Below are 16,248 nucleotides of genomic sequence, written 5' to 3'. Positions count from 1 at the left end.
CGTGATTGCCATTACATTTCTAGCAAACCCCTTTTTTGGACTGCTAGCGCTGGGAATTGTCCTAATAGTATTGGCACTATTAATCAATTATGAGAAGGGAGGTTAGATAATGAGTTTTTTTGCTAAGAAGCAAAGTACAACGGGCGATCCTTTCTTAGACGCTGTGGTTTCTATGCAGGCTGAAGGTGACGTTTCTTATACAAGCGTGGGCGCACTAAGGAATAGCGATATCTTTACCGCCATTTCAATTGTTGCCAGTGATGTGGCTTCTAGTCCATTGCAAGTAGTAAAGAATGGTGTACCAAAGCGAGATAACGCCATAACAAAGCTTTTAAATGAACAATCTAATGACGTTATGGACGGCTGGCATTTAAAGTTTGCGCTGGCAGTCAATATGTTACTCAATGGCAATAGTTTTGCTGAGATTAAGCGAGACGGCGACCAAATAACCGCTATTGAATTGTTACCAAACTCAAGTGTGACGATTCAGCAAATGGATAGCGGCGCACTCCGGTATAAGATTGGCGATAAAAAGCGCAATGTCAAGCCAGAAGATATGCTTCATTTTAAGATGTTTACACAAGATGGGTTGACTGGTTTAAGTCCGCTATACGCTTTACGTGATGAAATGAAAATACAAAAGTCGGGCAACAAGATGTTAGGTAACTTCTTCAGCCGTGGCGTAAATGGTAACGGCATTCTAAAAGTTGATAAAGGTGTTTTGGATAAGGAAGCAAAAGAAAACGTCCGAAACAACTGGGAAGAAGTCAACGGTGGCGGCACAAATGCCATGAGAACGCTGATATTAGATGATACGATGGATTATAAACCCTTAGAAATCAATACAGATATCCTTAAGATAGCCAACTCAAATGACTGGACAAGTCGACAAATAGCGTCAGTGTTTAGAATTCCTGTTGAACGATTGGGTGTAGAAAATACGCACAGTAACACTTCTCAAAGTAATTTAATTTATGTAAAAGAATCACTGATTCATTATTTCAATTGTTTTGTGAGTGAGTTCAATAGTAAGTTAGGCGGACAGTATCGCTTTAATGTGGATCGTATGCTTGAAAGTGATCCAGAAACGAAATCTAAGAACATTTTGTCGCAAGTGCAAGGGTCGCTGATAACAATCAATGAAGGACGTGCCAAGTTAGGACTGGAAAAGATCGAAAATGGCGACAGATTGTTAGCAAGCTTGAATTATACGTACTTGGATAACTTAGAAGAATATCAAAGGGAAAAAGTAGAACCACAAGAGAATATGATAAAGGAGGATTCAGTCAATGAATGAAGAAGAAAAAGAAAAACGCTTAACTGAAGAAGCTGACTTGGAAGCAGAAGAAAAGCAAGCAGATTCTAAGGAAGAAGAAACAGAAGAAGCTGGCAAGACCATTAGTGGTTATGCGCTGAAGTTTGGTGAACCTAGCAAGGATTTAGGCGGCTTTGTTGAAAAAATCGACAAGGAAGCGTTGAAAGATGTTGATTTCTCAAATTGTTTCTTACTATATGATCATGATTATAGCAAGCCATTAGCTTCTGTTAAGAGTGACACGTTGAAATTAGAGGTAGACGACACGGGCTTACACTTTGAAGCGACATTGAATGATACGACTTATGCAAAGGATGTATATGAAAATGTATCAAAAGGCGTGGTTGATTCAATGAGTTTTGGCTTTGAGCTAGGCATTGATAGCTTTGACGAAGACAAGGAAACGGGCGAAGTGACGCGTAGCATTAAAAGCGTGAAGAACATGCCTGAAATCTCAGTTGTAACCATGCCAGCTTATGATAGTAGTAATGTACAAGTCAATAAGCGCTCATACGAGAAGTTTATTGAACAACGATCCAATAAAAAAATGAACAAGGCGTTAGAATCCACCTCTGACGACCAAAAAGGAGATAATAACATGGAAAAAACATTAATGAATAACGAACAAACAGAAATCCGTAACTATGAAGAATATATCCGTTCAAAAGGCGAAGTAAGAGACGTAACGACAGAAAACGCCGCTGCGGTTGTACCTGAAGAAGTGATTGGCGAAGTATTCGACCTTAAACGCAATAAATACAACTTAGCGCAATATGCTACCGTTAAAACAGTATCTAACGGACAAGGAAAATATCCAGTAGCCACTAACCAAGAAGCCGTATTGGCAACAAAAGAAGAACTGGCAGAAATTGAAGACGTTGACGCGGATATGTTTACAAGTGTTAACTATGCGGTTGCTACTCGCGCTGGTAAGATTGCTTTATCAAATGAAATCGTGGAAGATAGTGAAGTAAACATTGTGCAAGAAGTGAAAGAACAGTTACAACAATTGGTTGATAATACAGACAATAAACATATCATTGATTTATTGAAGACTTTCCCAAAACAAGAAGTTGCCGACCTTGACGGATTGAAAGAAATCCACAATGTAACGTTAGATCCTGCGTTGGATAAAACCGTTATTTTGAATCAATCTGGATTCAACCACTTAGACACGTTGAAAGATTCAGACGGTCGTTATATCTTACAACCAGACGTAACAGCACCAAGTGGCAAATCATTGTTTGGTATGCCGGTTGTGCTTGTATCTAACAAGTTGCTAGCTAACGCTGAAAACGGCGCGTTCCCTATGATCATTGGCGACATTGCGCAATCAGTCTTTGTGGCTCGCCGTAACCAAGTAACCACACAATGGGATAAATTCGACTATTACAGCCAAGGGTTAGCAGTTGTTATCCGTAATGACTATGAAACCATTGATGAAGAAGCTTCTGTTTATATCGAATTCACACCTGAAACAACTGGTGGTGGCTCGGGGGAGTAACGCCTCTAGTTGATGAAGCTAGAGCCAATGAAGCGAAATTAAAAGAATAAAAAGTGAGGGGATTGGTTCAGTTTTGAGCTGATCTCCACTTTTTTTATAGGAGTTGATAACATGGTAAAAATTGATGATATAAAAAATAGCTTGCGAATTGACCACAGCATGGACGATAGCTTGATTGAACAACTGATCGGTACAGCAGGAAGCTACATTGTTTTTGCAGTAGATAGCAGCTTAACAGCAGAAGATTTAGAAGGTTATAAGCAATTTGATTGGGCAGTGTCTTTACTGGCTCAGCATTGGTATTTAAACCGACAAGACGCAACCAGTGCTCATATTCCTGTCACTGTACAGGCGTTGATTCAGCAACTGAGAGGAGCGTTGTGGCATGCCGATAGTCAATAACATTAGTGAATTAAACGAGCGTGTGACGTTTGTTCAAATGACGTCTAAGCCAGGACCTGAACCAGGTGAGGATATTGCGACAGATTTATTTTCTTGTTGGGCAAAGATCCGCACGGCAAACATTCGAGATATCAAGCTTGGTAACATTCCAGGTTATGAAGATACGATCGATATAGTTATCCGACAACAGCAACAACTAGCCATTGATAATAAGATGATGGTTCGCTGGCAGAACAAACTATATGATATCGTAGAAATCAATCCAGATTATGCCGAAAAAGCTTTTATGGTGGTTGTTGTGAAGGCACGAAAATGAAATGCAATCCCACAAAAAAAGGCTTTTTTATGGTATAATAGAGGTAGGTAGAAAGAAACCTGATCAGTTTTTATTCTGCTAGGGTAGCACCCGAACCAATTGCCAAGGTTGAAAATTGTAGCGGTACTGCTAGCGAGTCCGTGGATAGGCTAAGGCAAACGGTAAGACGTCAAAAGAGTGAAAGGAGGAAGCCCCTTCTTAAAGCGGCACTACCAACCGTGGGCGGTGTTTCTCCCTAAGCTTTGTTTTGTACGTACTAAAGAGGCCTTACGTGTTTCTTTAAGTGCATTACCTAATTTAATGGCCATCTCCTATTTTCGGGAGGTGGCTCTCCTTGTTTTTAAGGCACAATTATACATAGTAAAAATTTTAAAGTGCTTAGAATGCGCCTGTGTGCATAGGTTAATGCTTGAGTTCCTAAATTATGCGACGTCGCATAAAAAAACCTACCAGCAATAAACTGATAGGCTATACCGAAACATATTATGTATTTTATCAAATTATGTAGCTCCCCGCACGTAAAAATTTATCAAAACACGTTAAAAAACACGTTAAGAAAATAGTGAAGCAATGAAAAACGTTGATACAGCAGGGATTTTATCCCCTTATAAGGAGAGTACGGGATTTGAACCCGTGCACCGCTTTTACACGGCTCGCTGGATTTCGAGTCCAGTGCATTACCGCTCTGCCAACTCTCCGCAAATAATATTTTCTCATTTTTTGATAGAAATGCAAGGATTATTTTTTATTTCCCTGAAAAATTTCATTTAAAAAAGGGCTACAGTATAAGCCCAAATTTAAATGATAATAAAGACTTCATTTGTTGGTTAAACGTATTTATTGTATATTTAACTTTACATTGCTAATAACTCTTCTAAGTAATCCACCATTCCATCTTCGTCGTTGGTCTTATCTGTGATATCGTTGGCAACCTTTTTCACTTGCTCTGTTCCGTTTTTCATAGCTACACCCCAACCGGCATAGTCTAGAAGTTCGACGTCGTTGTGTTCGTCGCCAAATGCAATAACATCTTTTTGTTTGATTTGCATTGACTCTGCTACTACAGACACTGCCATCGCTTTTTGTACACCTTTTGGGACTACTTCTAAAATAGCATTTGGACCTCCCCAAGTACGCACTTCAATTTCATCAGAAAATTGATTGGTTAAGGTCTTAACTACAAAATTAGAGAATTCATTTTTAGTTTTGAGCATGACTGAAGTAGGGTTTGTTTTTAACTGAGAAAATAAATTAGCATCTGTTACAGTGTCGGTAGCAAAGAAATCTTTTTGAAAGTTCTGTAGATTATCAATAAAAAATGTCTCGCGATTTTCGGCTGCAACAAAATCTAAATGTAACTTTTCTTTTTGAGCAAGAATTTCAAAGGCGATTTCTCGTTGAATAGAATACTCTTTTTCGTAAGCCCATTTTTGTTGAGGTTTGTGGATTAGAGCTCCATTAAAGTTAACAATTGGTGAGTCTAAGTGTAATTGTTGGTAATAATGAGCACTCATGCGATAGGGACGCCCTGTAGCGATACTGACCACATGTCCATTAGCTCTAACTTTTTGTAAAATTTGTGCTGTTTTCGGACTAATTGTTGAATCATTATTTAGTGTCGTGCCGTCTAAATCCAGAGCAATTAATTTTTTTGACATATAAGTCTCCTTTAATAGTAATTGTAACCAGTTTATCACAATTCCTTATTTTGACAAAACGATGTAAAAAGGAGAAGCATACTCAAACGTTAAACACGAACGATAAAAATATTCACCTCTTAATTTGTTAAGAATTAATTGAAATGATGAGTGCAAATAACTATAATCAATAGTTGTTCAAGTTGAAAATCCAAATGATAGAAAACGCTCATTTTCGTTGGACATAATATTTTAAAGGAGTGAAAAAAGAAAATGGAAAGGTTTTTCAAATTAAAGGAGAACGGAACAAACGTTTCAACAGAAATTATGGCTGGAATAACCACTTTTTTTGCAATGAGTTATATTTTATTTGTAAATCCTACAATATTGTCGGCGGCGGGGATGCCGTTTCAAGCTGTATTTTTAGCAACCATTATCTCAGCAATTATTGGAACATTAGTGATGGGGTTATTTGCTAACGTTCCTTATGCCCAAGCTCCTGGAATGGGGTTAAACGCGTTTTTTACTTATACGGTTGTCTTTGGTTTGGGTTATACTTGGCAACAAGCACTGGCAATGGTGTTTATTTGCGGTTTAATTAATATTTTTATTACGATTACGAAAATCCGTAAATCAATTATTCGAGCGATTCCTGAAAGTATGCAACATGCAATCGGCGGGGGAATCGGTATTTTTGTGGCTTACGTCGGTTTGAAAAACGCTAATCTATTAACTTTTTCTGCTGATTCTGATTCAATTATTGGAGCAACCGTTGAAGGTAACGAAGTGATCAGCGCTGATATCAATGGGGGCATTGTCCCTGCTTTGGCTAATTTTGACAATTCAGCTGTTCTTTTAGCCCTAATCGGTCTAGTTTTAATGACTATTTTAGTAGTAGCTAATGTGCGGGGAGCAGTATTAATTGGGATCGTTGGTACGACGATTATTGGCATTTTTATGGGTGTTGTTGATTTTAGCGCAGTTGATTGGCAAGCGAGTTCCTTAAGTAAATCTATAAAAGAATTAGGGACAACTTTTGGTGCCGCTTTTGGCAAAGAAGGTATGCAGTCATTATTTAATGATTCTGCCAAAGTTCCTCAGGTTATTATGACAGTAATTGCTTTTAGTTTGTCAGACACTTTTGATACGATCGGTACATTTATTGGAACAGGCCGACGTACAGGAATTTTTTCTAAAGAAGATGAAGCTGCACTAGAAGACAGCAAAGGAATGAATACGAAAATGGATCGCGCACTCTTCTCAGATGCGGTTGCTACTTCTATCGGAGCTGTTTTTGGGACCTCAAATACCACTACTTTTGTTGAATCTGCAGCAGGTATTGGCACAGGTGGCAGAACAGGGTTGACTTCAGTAACAGTGGCAGTTATGTTTGGTTTGAGTAGCTTATTTTCGCCTCTAATTTCGATTGTTCCGGCACAAGCAACTGCGCCAGCACTGGTGTTAGTAGGGATTATGATGCTATCTTCATTTAAAGATATTAATTGGGTAGACTTGGAAGAAGCAGTCCCAGCATTTTTTGCTTCGATATTTATGGGATTATGTTACAGCATTTCATATGGTATTGCGGCTGGGTTTATTTTTTATTCCATCGTAAAAATTATTAAAGGAAAGACAAAGGAAGTTTCTCCTATCTTATGGTTCATCGATTTATTATTTATTTTAAATTTTGTTATTTTAGCTGTGCTTTAAAAATGTCTTCAATTTTTCTTTCATTAACTGATGCAATAAGTTAAAATCAAACACAATTGGTTGAAAAGAATAAAAAACCCGTTACAATAAAAAGTAACGGGTTTTTAGCGGTTAGTGTGCTTGTTTTTTACTAGGGTACACAATTGATCCTATTGCAATAACAATGAAACCGACCACTAAGGAACAAATTGTTGTTAGGATAAAATCGTAATTTGTACTCGTCAGAGAACTGCCTAAAAAGCCAACAACTTGTCCTAAAATTAAGGACCAAATAATTGTAATAAGGTAGCGCATTGCTACACCTTCTTTCAGTACTTACATATTCGAATTTAGTTTATCACAATTTATTTACATGTAAAGTTAAAACCATTTAATCAATCGTTGCTATTATTTACTTATTTTTAAGGGGAAATGGAAATGAGCGCTACACATTTAACAACACTGTCATCTTATTCTTTATTACAAAGTACGATTAAAATTTCAGAATACGTTCAACTGGCTAAAAAAGTAGGATATAAACATTTAGGCCTTTCAGACAGAAATAATCTTTATGGCGCTTTAGAATTTGTTAAAGCTTGTCAAACAGAACAAATTCACCCAGTGATCGGGCTGTTGCTTGATTATTATTCACAACAAACAGAAAAAGAACATAGTATCTTTTTCTTTGCTAAAAATAATCAGGGTTACAAAAAACTTATGCATTTATCAAGTCAGAAGATGAGCGGGGCACAGGTTTTATTAGAAAAAGAGGCGTCTTTGCATGATTTATATGCTATCTTACCTGCTGAAAATGAGTTAGTAGAGCTATTTGATACAAACAAACCATTAGCCGAAGATAGAATAATTGAATTGCAAAATATTATTGGGAAAAACCAGCTTTTTTACGGAGTTTCCTACCAGAGCTTTTTAGCAGAAGATATGCAAGAATGGATGGAACTGCAAGAAGTAAAACCAGCTGCCTATCAGTTAATTGATTCTCTTTATCCAGAGGAAGCTTTTTCTGTAAAAGTTATGCATCATATCAAAGAAGGCGAGCAAATAGAAAGCTTACAACAAGAAATGCAACAAGTAACATCTTTTAAAAGTTTGGAAACGCCTGAAAAAAAAGCAGCATGGTATGAAACAAACGCTCCTCAAGCTTTGCAGCAAACAGAGCAGATTGCTGCTAGCTGTCAAGTAGAAATCCCTTTGCATCAAAGCTTGTTACCTCATTATCCTATAGAAGATCATCGGACTGCGAGTCAATATTTAAAGGAATTGTGTGAAACAAAACTACCGCAAAGAGTTGAAAAGGTAGATCGACGTTACCAAGAACGTTTGAATTATGAACTTTCAGTTATCCACAGAATGGGTTTTGATGATTATTTCTTAATTGTTTGGGACGTTATGGACTTTTTGCACAAAAATAAAATTGTTACTGGGGCAGGGCGTGGCTCAGCAGCAGGTTCTTTAACGGCTTATGTTTTATCGATTACGGATGTTGATCCGATTCAATATGACCTTTTGTTTGAACGTTTTTTAAACCCTGAACGAAATAACATGCCTGATATTGACTTAGACATCCCGGATAACAAACGTAATGAAGTTTTACAATACGTAAAAGGAAAATATGGACAAAATCACATGGCACAAATTGCGACATTTGGGACAATGGCAGCAAAAATGGTTTTGCGTGATACTTGTCGGGTCTTTGGCCTCTCTCAAAGTGAGGCAAATCGTTGGTCTAACGCTATTCCCAAACAATTGAAGATTACGTTAGAGGAAGCTTACGGCAAATCAAAAGCATTGCGTGAATTGGCGAATATGAACGAACGAAATAAACAGTTGTTTCAAGCAGCCAAAACATTAGAAGGATTGCCTCGACATGTATCAACTCATGCAGCAGGGGTTGTGATCAGCGACCAAAATTTATTGGATTTAGTCCCTTTGCAAGAAGGTACAGAAGGTATTTGGTTAACGCAATTTACCATGAACGATGTGGAAGAAATCGGTCTGTTAAAAATTGATTTTTTGGGACTACGTAATTTGTCAATTATTGATGATACCTTACAAGGAGTTCAAAAAGTGACGAAGCAAGGGATTACCCAAAAAGATATTCCCTTAGACGACAAAAAAACACTGCGCTTGTTTCAAAAAGGGGAGACAACGGGTATTTTTCAATTTGAATCAGCTGGTATTCGAAATGTTTTACGACGCTTAGTCCCTGAGACAATTGAAGATGTAGCAGCAGTAAACGCACTGTATCGGCCAGGACCCATGCAAAATATTGATACCTTTATTAAAAGAAAACACGGCAAAGAAAAAATTGATTACCTTGATTCTAGTTTAAAACCTATACTGGAAAATACTTACGGCGTCATGGTCTATCAAGAACAAATTATGCAAGTTGCTTCTCAAATGGCCGGTTTTACTTTAGGGCAAGCGGATATTTTACGCCGGGCCATTAGTAAAAAGAAAAAAAGTGTTTTGGACCAACAACGTCGTTATTTCATAGAAGGCGCACAAAAAAAGGGATTTACCAAAGAAAAGGCGGATCAGGTTTATAATTATATTGAACGCTTTGCTGATTATGGTTTTAACCGGTCTCACGCTTTTGCTTATTCTTTTGTGGCTTTTCAAATGGCTTATCTAAAAGTCCATTATCCGGCGCCTTTTTTTAAGGCCCTACTGCGTTCGGTTTTGCATAATCCTAAAAAATTAAAAGAGTATCTGAGTGCTGCCAAAAACGCAGGAGTGAAAATTTTAAATCCATCCATCAATCAGAGTTATTATTCATTCTATTTAAACTCTTTACAAGAAATTCGCTTTGGTCTAGGGAGCATTAAAGGTATCCGACGTGATTTTATTTATGACATTCTTAATGAACGAAAAGAAAATGGGAATTTTGCTTCGCTAAATCAGTTTTTAGCACGTATGAATCAACGCAACAGCAAATGGTTAAAAGAAGAGATGATTCGTCCGCTAATAGCCATTGGAGCTTTTGACGAGCTGGAAAAAAACCGTCGACAAACAATGTCTCAGTTAGAAGGCAAAATACAAAATGTGCTGTATAGCGGTGGCAGCCTTGATTTGCTAGACATGATGGCTCTAAAAAACGAAGAATTATCTGATTTTGACCTAGAGGAAAAGTTAGAGTTAGAGGATGAGTATTTAGGCATCTATCTATCAGGGCATCCGGTTGAACAATATAATAAAATTAGACAACGTAAAAAAGTAGTAGATATCATTGAATTAGTTGAAAATACGACTGTTAATTTATTAATTTATTTGACAGAAATCAGAGAAATTCGTACAAAAAAAGGAGAACAGATGGCTTTTTTAGAAGGTAATGATCCAACAGATGAAACCTCTATTACTGTTTTTCCTCGTTTGTATCGCACAGTAAGAAATCAACTTGCAGAAAATCAGGTGTATTACATTGAAGGGAAAGTAGAAAAAAACAAATACAATGATAAGCTTCAAATTATTGCTAACCAAGTGATACCAGCGAAAGAATTAGCAGATTCTATTGCTGATAAAACGGGTTATTTGAAAATAGCAAAAGACGCTGATCAAAAACAATTGCTGGAAAAATTGTATGTAGTGATTCATCAATTCAATGGAAACGTACCAATCGTGCTTTATTATGAAGCAACGGGGGAAACACGTCTACTACCTGAAAAGAATTGGGTAACGTATACCAAAGAGTTATATGCTTCTTTAGAAAAAATAATGGGAAAGGAAAACGTTGTATTTAAATAATTTTTCTGAAATATTTTCATTAAATATTTCAGAAATAACGTTTTTTTCTTGTTTTACCAAGACATTTACTTAAATTAATGATAAAATGTTAAACGAATTGAAAGCTTTAAAAGCAATCACTTGGATTTGCTAATTATACTAATGATGAGGTGAAGTAGAATATGAAGCGCATTGGAATTTTGACCAGTGGTGGAGACGCACCTGGTATGAATGCGGCGATTCGTGCAATTACACGTAAAGCAATCTATAACGGAATGGAAGTCTACGGAATCAATTATGGCTTTGCTGGATTGGTAGCTGGAGACATTCGTCGTTTAGAAATTGCTGATGTTGGAGATAAAATCCAACGCGGCGGTACTTTCCTTTACTCAGCACGTTACCCTGAATTTGCTTCAGAAGAAGGACAATTAAAAGGGATGGAGCAATTAAATAAATTTGGAATTGAAGGTCTTGTAGTGATTGGCGGAGATGGTTCTTATCATGGAGCGCTTGCTTTAACAAGACTGGGGTATCCGACTGTCGGTATCCCCGGAACCATTGATAATGATATTCCGGGAACTGATTTTACGATTGGCTTTGACACAGCTACAAATACAATTTTGGATTCATTGGACCGTATTCGCGATACGGCAACCTCTCATGTCCGTACTTTTATTATTGAAGTAATGGGTCGCGATGCAGGTGATATTGCTTTATGGGCTGGAGTCGCTGGTGGAGCTGATGAAATTATTATTCCTGAACATGATTTTGATATGGATAAGGTCGCAAAACGCATCCAAGAAGGTCGCGATCGTGGCAAGAAACACTGTTTAATTGTTGTGGCTGAAGGTGTAATGGGTGGTAATGAATTCGCTGAAAAATTAAAAGAATATGGTGATTTCCATACAAGAGTTTCCATCCCTGGACACGTGGCTCGCGGTGGTTCGCCCAGTGCTAGAGACCGTGTTTTGGCTAGTAAGTTCGGTGGCTTTGCAGTTGAGCTTTTACAAGAAGGCAAAGGCGGACGTTGTGTTGGCATCGTTGATAACGAAGTTGTTTCTTCAGATATTGTCGATACTTTAGAAAATGGAAAACATCAACCAGACCTTTCGCTTTATGATTTAAACCAAGAATTGTCATTCTAGTATTTTTCATATGTAATTAAAAGTATAAAACTGTTTTTAAATAAACGAATAGGAGTATGTTATTAATGAAAAAAACAAAAATCGTTAGTACGTTAGGACCGGCTAGTAATTCAGTCGATACGATTACAAAATTAATTGAATCAGGGGCAAATGTGTTTCGCTTTAACTTTTCCCATGGAGATCATGAAGAACATTTGGATCGTATGAACAAAGTTAGACAAGCTGTTGAGCAAACTGGAATTGACGTAGGGATTTTGTTAGACACAAAAGGAGCTGAAATTCGTACAACAGCTCAAGCGACAGAAACAGGTAAAATTCCATTTGAAATAGGGGACGCTGTACGTATTGCAATGGACCCAGAATTAGAAGGAACAAAAGAAAAAATTTCTGTGACTTACGAAGGTCTTTTTGACGATGTTCATGAAGGCGGACATGTTTTGTTCGATGACGGTTTAATCGATATGTTGATCTTAGAAAAAGATGAAAAAAACCGTGAGTTAGTTACGGAAGTACAAAATCCTGGTATTTTAGGCTCACGTAAGGGTGTTAATGCACCAGGGGTTTCTATTAGCTTACCTGGAATTACTGATAAAGACGCTGACGATATCCGTTTTGGTTTACAGCATGATATTAACTATATTGCAGCAAGTTTTGTCCGTAAAGCACAAGACGTATTAGATATCCGTGAAATTTTGGAAGAAACTGGAATGACCCATGTTCAAATTTTCCCTAAAATTGAATCTCAAGAAGGAATCGATAATATTGACGAAATCTTGAAAGTTTCTGACGGAATTATGGTTGCTCGTGGCGATATGGGGGTTGAAATCCCTGCTGAATTAGTGCCAATGGCGCAAAAAGACATTATTAAAAAATGTAATGCTGCAGGAAAATCAGTTATCACAGCAACACAAATGTTAGAATCAATGCAAGAAAATCCACGTCCAACACGTGCTGAAGCTTCCGACGTAGCTAATGCGGTATTTGACGGGACGGATGCAACGATGCTTTCTGGCGAATCAGCTAATGGTAGTTATCCAGTTGAAGCTGTTTCAACGATGGCTCGAATCGATGTAGAAGCTGAAAAATCAATGCTACGTCTTGGCTCTTATCAAATTAACCAATTTGATAAAACAGACGTAACAGAAACCATTGGTCTTTCTGTGGCACGTGCAGCTAAAAACTTAGGTGTTAAATGTATTGTAGCTGCAACAGAATCAGGACATACAGCTAAAATGATTTCTAAATATCGTCCAGATGCAGATATTTTGGCGGTAACTTTTGATGAACAAACCAAACGTGGTTTGATGTTAAACTGGGGTGTTTACCCAACTGTTACAGAAAAACCAGAAACAACAGACGATATGTTTGAACTTGCCACTAAAAAAACTTTAGAATTAGGTTTTGCTAAAGAAGGCGATTTGATTCTAATTACAGCCGGTGTACCAGTAGGTGAACGTGGTACAACAAACGTTATGAAGATTCAAATGATCGGTTCAAAATTGATTGAAGCTCAAGGCGTGGGTGCTCATCCAGTCGTTGCCAATACTGTTGTGGCTAAAACTGCAGAAGAAGCTATTGCCAAAGCTAAAGATGGAATGGTCCTAGTAGTGCCATCAACTGATAAAGAGTACATGCCAGCGATTGAAAAAGCCGCTGCATTAGTTGTAGAAGAAAGTGGACTTACTTCTCATGCTGCAGTTGTTGGTGTAGCTCAAGATCTACCAGTGGTTGTTGGCGCTAAAGACGCGTTAAATATCATTAATGATGGTGAATTGGTTACAGTAGACCCTCGTCGTGGTATTGTTTATCGCGGAGAAACAATGGCTATTTAATTTGGCAGAGAGTTTGTTTAACAACAAGCAGCGGTCAAATGCATTTTTGGCTGTTGCTTGGTTGTGTTTTTTACCTTTAAAGCTGACAAGAAAAATCCGTTGACAAAGGTAGTTTCCGTCTGTATAATAGCTTTTGTTGCTTAGGGGTGAGATAAATGAAATGGTCTTTAGCAGAGTTAAGAAAAAACCAAGAAACACCGCTGCAGTTTAATGAAACACTCAACCTTAAAAATGAATTGATGAAAAGAAATGAACAAATTCTAGATCTTGCTCCGGTACATGTCGAAGGTTTGGTAGTGGTAGAAACGGAAGATTACATCTTACATTATACCGCTAAAACGACGATTACACTTCCATCTTCACGTTCACTTGAACCTGTTAAATTACCAATGAATTTTTCAGTAGATGAAGTTTTTATGACGCTAGAGCAGTATGCACAGCTAGATGAATCAGTTCAAGCTGAAGAGGTTTTGTTATTAGAAAAACAACAGCTGGATTTAAATGATTCCGTTGCTGATAATCTTTTACTTGAAATTCCCGTGCAAGTACTGACTGAAGATGAAAGACAACATGGTACCATGCCTTCTGGTACGGACTGGGCTGTCATTTCTGAAGAAGAGTACGAAAAGCAAAAAGAAACGGAAAGAAAAGAAACAACTGATCCTCGTCTTGCAGATTTGTCTTCGCTTTTAGAAGATTTAGAAGAGGATGACACATAAAGTTTCTCAATTAATAACCCTGAATAGGCAGATATCACTACAAGGAGGTGTAGCAAATGGCAGTACCAGCTAGAAAAACTTCAAAATCAAAAAAAGCAAAACGCCGTACACATCATAAAATTACAGTTACTGGGTTAAATGAATGCCCAAATTGTGGAGAAATGAAAAAAAGTCATCACGTATGTGCAAATTGTGGCTACTATAACGGTAAAGATGTTACCGCAAAAGAAGAAGCATAGTTCATTTTATTCAGAAAATGAAAAAACCTTAGGCTAACCATGGAGCCTAAGGTTTTTTACTATTCTCTTATTAAAAAAGTTCGTTTCAGATCTATGATTAAAATTTTCTTTGAATGCAATTATTTTTACGCTATAATAGAATTGGTCTATCAATTTTAGCAATTTTTAGGAGGTTTACAAATGACAAAACAACAAGTGGGTGTCATCGGTATGGCTGTGATGGGGAAAAATTTAGCCTTAAACATCGAAAGCCGTGGATATTCTGTGGCACTATATAACCGTACGGGTTCAAAAACTGAAGTAGTAGTTGAAGAAAATCCAGACAAAAATTTAAAAGGAACGTATAGCGTGGAAGAATTTGTAAATGCGATTGAGAAACCTCGTCGTATTATTATGATGGTTAAAGCTGGTAAAGGCACGGATGCTACAATCCAATCCCTTTTACCACACTTGGACCAAGGCGATGTATTAGTGGATGGAGGCAACACATTTTTTGAAAATACGATGCGCAGGAACGCTGAATTGGCTGATTCAGGGATCAACTTTATCGGAACTGGTGTTTCAGGCGGAGAAGAAGGTGCACTAAAAGGACCTTCCATTATGCCGGGCGGACAAAAAGAAGCTTATGAATTAGTCGCACCAATTCTAGAAAAAATTGCTGCTAAAGCAGAAGACGGTACGCCATGTGTCACTTACATTGGTCCTAATGGTGCTGGCCACTATGTAAAAATGGTGCATAACGGAATCGAATATGGAGACATGCAGTTAATTGCTGAATCCTATGATTTGATGAAAAATGTGTTAGGTTTATCAGTGGACGAAATGGCTGAAATTTTCTCCGAATGGAACAAGGGTGAGCTAGACAGCTACTTGATTGATATTACCGCAGATATTTTAACACGCAAAGATGACGAGGACACTGACGAGCCCATTGTTGATATGATTTTAGATTCAGCAGGGAATAAGGGAACTGGCAAGTGGACGAGCCAAAGCTCTTTGGATTTAGGAGTCCCATTGCCTTTAATTACTGAGTCAGTTTTTGCTCGTTATATTTCTGCCTTTAAAAAAGAAAGAGTTCATGCAAGTGAAGTACTACAAAAAACGCCAGAATATACTTTCTCTGGGGATAAAAAAGAATTGCTTGAAAAAATTCGTCAGGCGCTATACTTTAGTAAAATTATGAGTTACGCTCAAGGATTCGCACAACTTCGTGTGGCTTCTAATGAATATGACTGGAATCTACCGTTTGGTGAAATTGCTAAAATTTGGCGTGCGGGTTGTATCATTCGTGCTCAATTTTTACAAAAGATCACAGACGCTTATGATAAAGATCCAGACATTGATAATTTGCTGTTGGATGATTACTTCAAAGAGATTGCAGAAAAATATCAGCAAGCTGTAAGAGATGTTATAGGGGTAGCAGTTCAAGCAGGAGTTCCAGTACCAGCCTTTTCTTCGGCTATTGCTTACTTTGATTCTTATCGTGCAAAAAGGTTACCTGCAAACTTGATTCAAGCACAACGTGATTTCTTTGGTGCTCATACTTATGAACGTGTGGATAAAGAAGGTATCTTCCATTATTCTTGGTATGATGAAAAATAAGAAAAATGATGGTTAGAAAAGAAAGAGATGAGTCTGCTCTAATATTTTTCAGACTTATCTCTTTTTTATTTTGTATGTACGTGATAAACTTTGTATAGTGTTTTATT

The 16,248-nt window shown here is 37.5% G+C and carries 13 protein-coding genes and 1 tRNA gene; 11 read left to right on the top strand and 3 right to left on the bottom strand.

Going from position 1 to position 16,248, the window contains the following annotated elements:
• Positions 1–109: 109 nt before the first annotated feature.
• The 4 genes from TS1_RS08845 to TS1_RS08830 all read left to right on the top strand — a co-directional run bounded on the left by TS1_RS08845 (position 110) and on the right by TS1_RS08830 (position 3,537).
• Positions 110–1,297 (top strand): phage portal protein, encoded by a 1,188-nt coding sequence (locus TS1_RS08845; RefSeq protein ID WP_068709895.1) that lies wholly within the window; start codon positions 110–112, stop codon positions 1,295–1,297.
• Positions 1,290–2,819: a phage major capsid protein gene (locus tag TS1_RS08840; protein WP_068709893.1), complete on the top strand. Its 1,530-nt coding sequence runs from the start codon at positions 1,290–1,292 to the stop codon at positions 2,817–2,819. The genes TS1_RS08845 and TS1_RS08840 overlap by 8 nt, the downstream gene beginning before the upstream one ends.
• Positions 2,820–2,930: 111 nt before the next feature.
• A complete protein-coding gene (locus tag TS1_RS08835; protein ID WP_068709891.1) occupies positions 2,931–3,221 on the top strand; it encodes a head-tail connector protein in 291 nt (96 codons plus the stop codon).
• Positions 3,205–3,537, top strand: a complete 333-nt coding sequence (locus TS1_RS08830) for a phage head closure protein (RefSeq protein WP_068709890.1) — start codon at positions 3,205–3,207, stop codon at positions 3,535–3,537. Before TS1_RS08835 ends, TS1_RS08830 begins: the two co-directional genes overlap by 17 nt.
• 610 nt (positions 3,538–4,147) lie before the next feature.
• On the opposite strand, the gene TS1_RS08825 is transcribed toward TS1_RS08830, so the two are convergent.
• Both TS1_RS08825 and TS1_RS08820 read right to left on the bottom strand, forming a co-directional pair.
• A tRNA-Ser gene (locus TS1_RS08825) sits at positions 4,148–4,235 on the bottom strand.
• Positions 4,236–4,391: 156 nt separating this feature from the next.
• Positions 4,392–5,195 (bottom strand): Cof-type HAD-IIB family hydrolase, encoded by an 804-nt coding sequence (locus TS1_RS08820; protein ID WP_068709888.1) that lies wholly within the window; start codon positions 5,193–5,195, stop codon positions 4,392–4,394.
• A 252-nt stretch (positions 5,196–5,447) separates the two neighbouring features.
• Here TS1_RS08820 and TS1_RS08815 point away from each other — a divergent pair, with 252 nt between their 5' ends.
• Positions 5,448–6,884 carry an NCS2 family permease gene (locus TS1_RS08815; RefSeq protein ID WP_068709886.1) on the top strand — a complete coding sequence of 479 codons (1,437 nt, stop codon included), beginning with the start codon at positions 5,448–5,450 and terminating at the stop codon, positions 6,882–6,884.
• Positions 6,885–6,995: 111 nt separating this feature from the next.
• On the opposite strand, the gene TS1_RS08810 is transcribed toward TS1_RS08815, so the two are convergent.
• Complete coding sequence (locus tag TS1_RS08810; RefSeq protein ID WP_068709884.1) at positions 6,996–7,178, bottom strand: YjzD family protein; 183 nt, start codon at positions 7,176–7,178, stop codon at positions 6,996–6,998.
• A gap of 123 nt (positions 7,179–7,301) precedes the next feature.
• On the opposite strand from TS1_RS08810, the gene dnaE reads away from it, so the two are divergent.
• The 6 genes from dnaE to gndA all read left to right on the top strand — a co-directional run bounded on the left by dnaE (position 7,302) and on the right by gndA (position 16,141).
• A complete protein-coding gene (dnaE, locus tag TS1_RS08805) occupies positions 7,302–10,625 on the top strand; it encodes a DNA polymerase III subunit alpha (protein ID WP_068709882.1) in 3,324 nt (1,107 codons plus the stop codon).
• Positions 10,626–10,786: 161 nt separating this feature from the next.
• Complete coding sequence (gene pfkA / locus TS1_RS08800; RefSeq protein WP_068709880.1) at positions 10,787–11,749, top strand: 6-phosphofructokinase; 963 nt, start codon at positions 10,787–10,789, stop codon at positions 11,747–11,749.
• 65 nt (positions 11,750–11,814) lie between these two features.
• Positions 11,815–13,581: a pyruvate kinase gene (gene pyk / locus TS1_RS08795; protein ID WP_068709879.1), complete on the top strand. Its 1,767-nt coding sequence runs from the start codon at positions 11,815–11,817 to the stop codon at positions 13,579–13,581.
• 155 nt (positions 13,582–13,736) lie between these two features.
• Positions 13,737–14,300 carry a YceD family protein gene (locus tag TS1_RS08790; protein WP_068709877.1) on the top strand — a complete coding sequence of 188 codons (564 nt, stop codon included), beginning with the start codon at positions 13,737–13,739 and terminating at the stop codon, positions 14,298–14,300.
• A 56-nt stretch (positions 14,301–14,356) separates the two neighbouring features.
• A complete protein-coding gene (rpmF, locus tag TS1_RS08785; protein WP_068709876.1) occupies positions 14,357–14,539 on the top strand; it encodes a 50S ribosomal protein L32 in 183 nt (60 codons plus the stop codon).
• Positions 14,540–14,719: 180 nt separating this feature from the next.
• The gene (gndA, locus tag TS1_RS08780; protein WP_068709875.1) at positions 14,720–16,141 is read left to right on the top strand and encodes an NADP-dependent phosphogluconate dehydrogenase; all 1,422 of its coding nucleotides are present in this window, start codon (positions 14,720–14,722) and stop codon (positions 16,139–16,141) included.
• Positions 16,142–16,248: the final 107 nt, after the last annotated feature.

Origin of the sequence: Tetragenococcus solitarius NBRC 100494, assembly GCF_001544195.1 — a bacterium.
GTDB lineage: Bacteria > Bacillota > Bacilli > Lactobacillales > Enterococcaceae > Tetragenococcus > Tetragenococcus solitarius.
This window is presented reverse-complemented; position numbering and strand designations above follow the sequence as displayed.

Excerpts from the sequence above, each read along its gene's own strand:
- gndA (WP_068709875.1), top strand. The coding sequence starts at position 14,720 with ATGACAAAACAACAAGTGGGTGTCATCGGTATGGCTGTGATGGGGAAA.
- TS1_RS08810 (WP_068709884.1), bottom strand. The coding sequence starts at position 7,178 with ATGCGCTACCTTATTACAATTATTTGGTCCTTAATTTTAGGACAAGTT.
- TS1_RS08845 (WP_068709895.1), top strand. The coding sequence starts at position 110 with ATGAGTTTTTTTGCTAAGAAGCAAAGTACAACGGGCGATCCTTTCTTA.
- TS1_RS08840 (WP_068709893.1), top strand. The coding sequence starts at position 1,290 with ATGAATGAAGAAGAAAAAGAAAAACGCTTAACTGAAGAAGCTGACTTG.
- pfkA (WP_068709880.1), top strand. The coding sequence starts at position 10,787 with ATGAAGCGCATTGGAATTTTGACCAGTGGTGGAGACGCACCTGGTATG.
- pyk (WP_068709879.1), top strand. The coding sequence starts at position 11,815 with ATGAAAAAAACAAAAATCGTTAGTACGTTAGGACCGGCTAGTAATTCA.
- rpmF (WP_068709876.1), top strand. The coding sequence starts at position 14,357 with ATGGCAGTACCAGCTAGAAAAACTTCAAAATCAAAAAAAGCAAAACGC.
- TS1_RS08820 (WP_068709888.1), bottom strand. The coding sequence starts at position 5,195 with ATGTCAAAAAAATTAATTGCTCTGGATTTAGACGGCACGACACTAAAT.
- dnaE (WP_068709882.1), top strand. The coding sequence starts at position 7,302 with ATGAGCGCTACACATTTAACAACACTGTCATCTTATTCTTTATTACAA.
- TS1_RS08830 (WP_068709890.1), top strand. The coding sequence starts at position 3,205 with ATGCCGATAGTCAATAACATTAGTGAATTAAACGAGCGTGTGACGTTT.
- TS1_RS08790 (WP_068709877.1), top strand. The coding sequence starts at position 13,737 with ATGAAATGGTCTTTAGCAGAGTTAAGAAAAAACCAAGAAACACCGCTG.
- TS1_RS08835 (WP_068709891.1), top strand. The coding sequence starts at position 2,931 with ATGGTAAAAATTGATGATATAAAAAATAGCTTGCGAATTGACCACAGC.
- TS1_RS08815 (WP_068709886.1), top strand. The coding sequence starts at position 5,448 with ATGGAAAGGTTTTTCAAATTAAAGGAGAACGGAACAAACGTTTCAACA.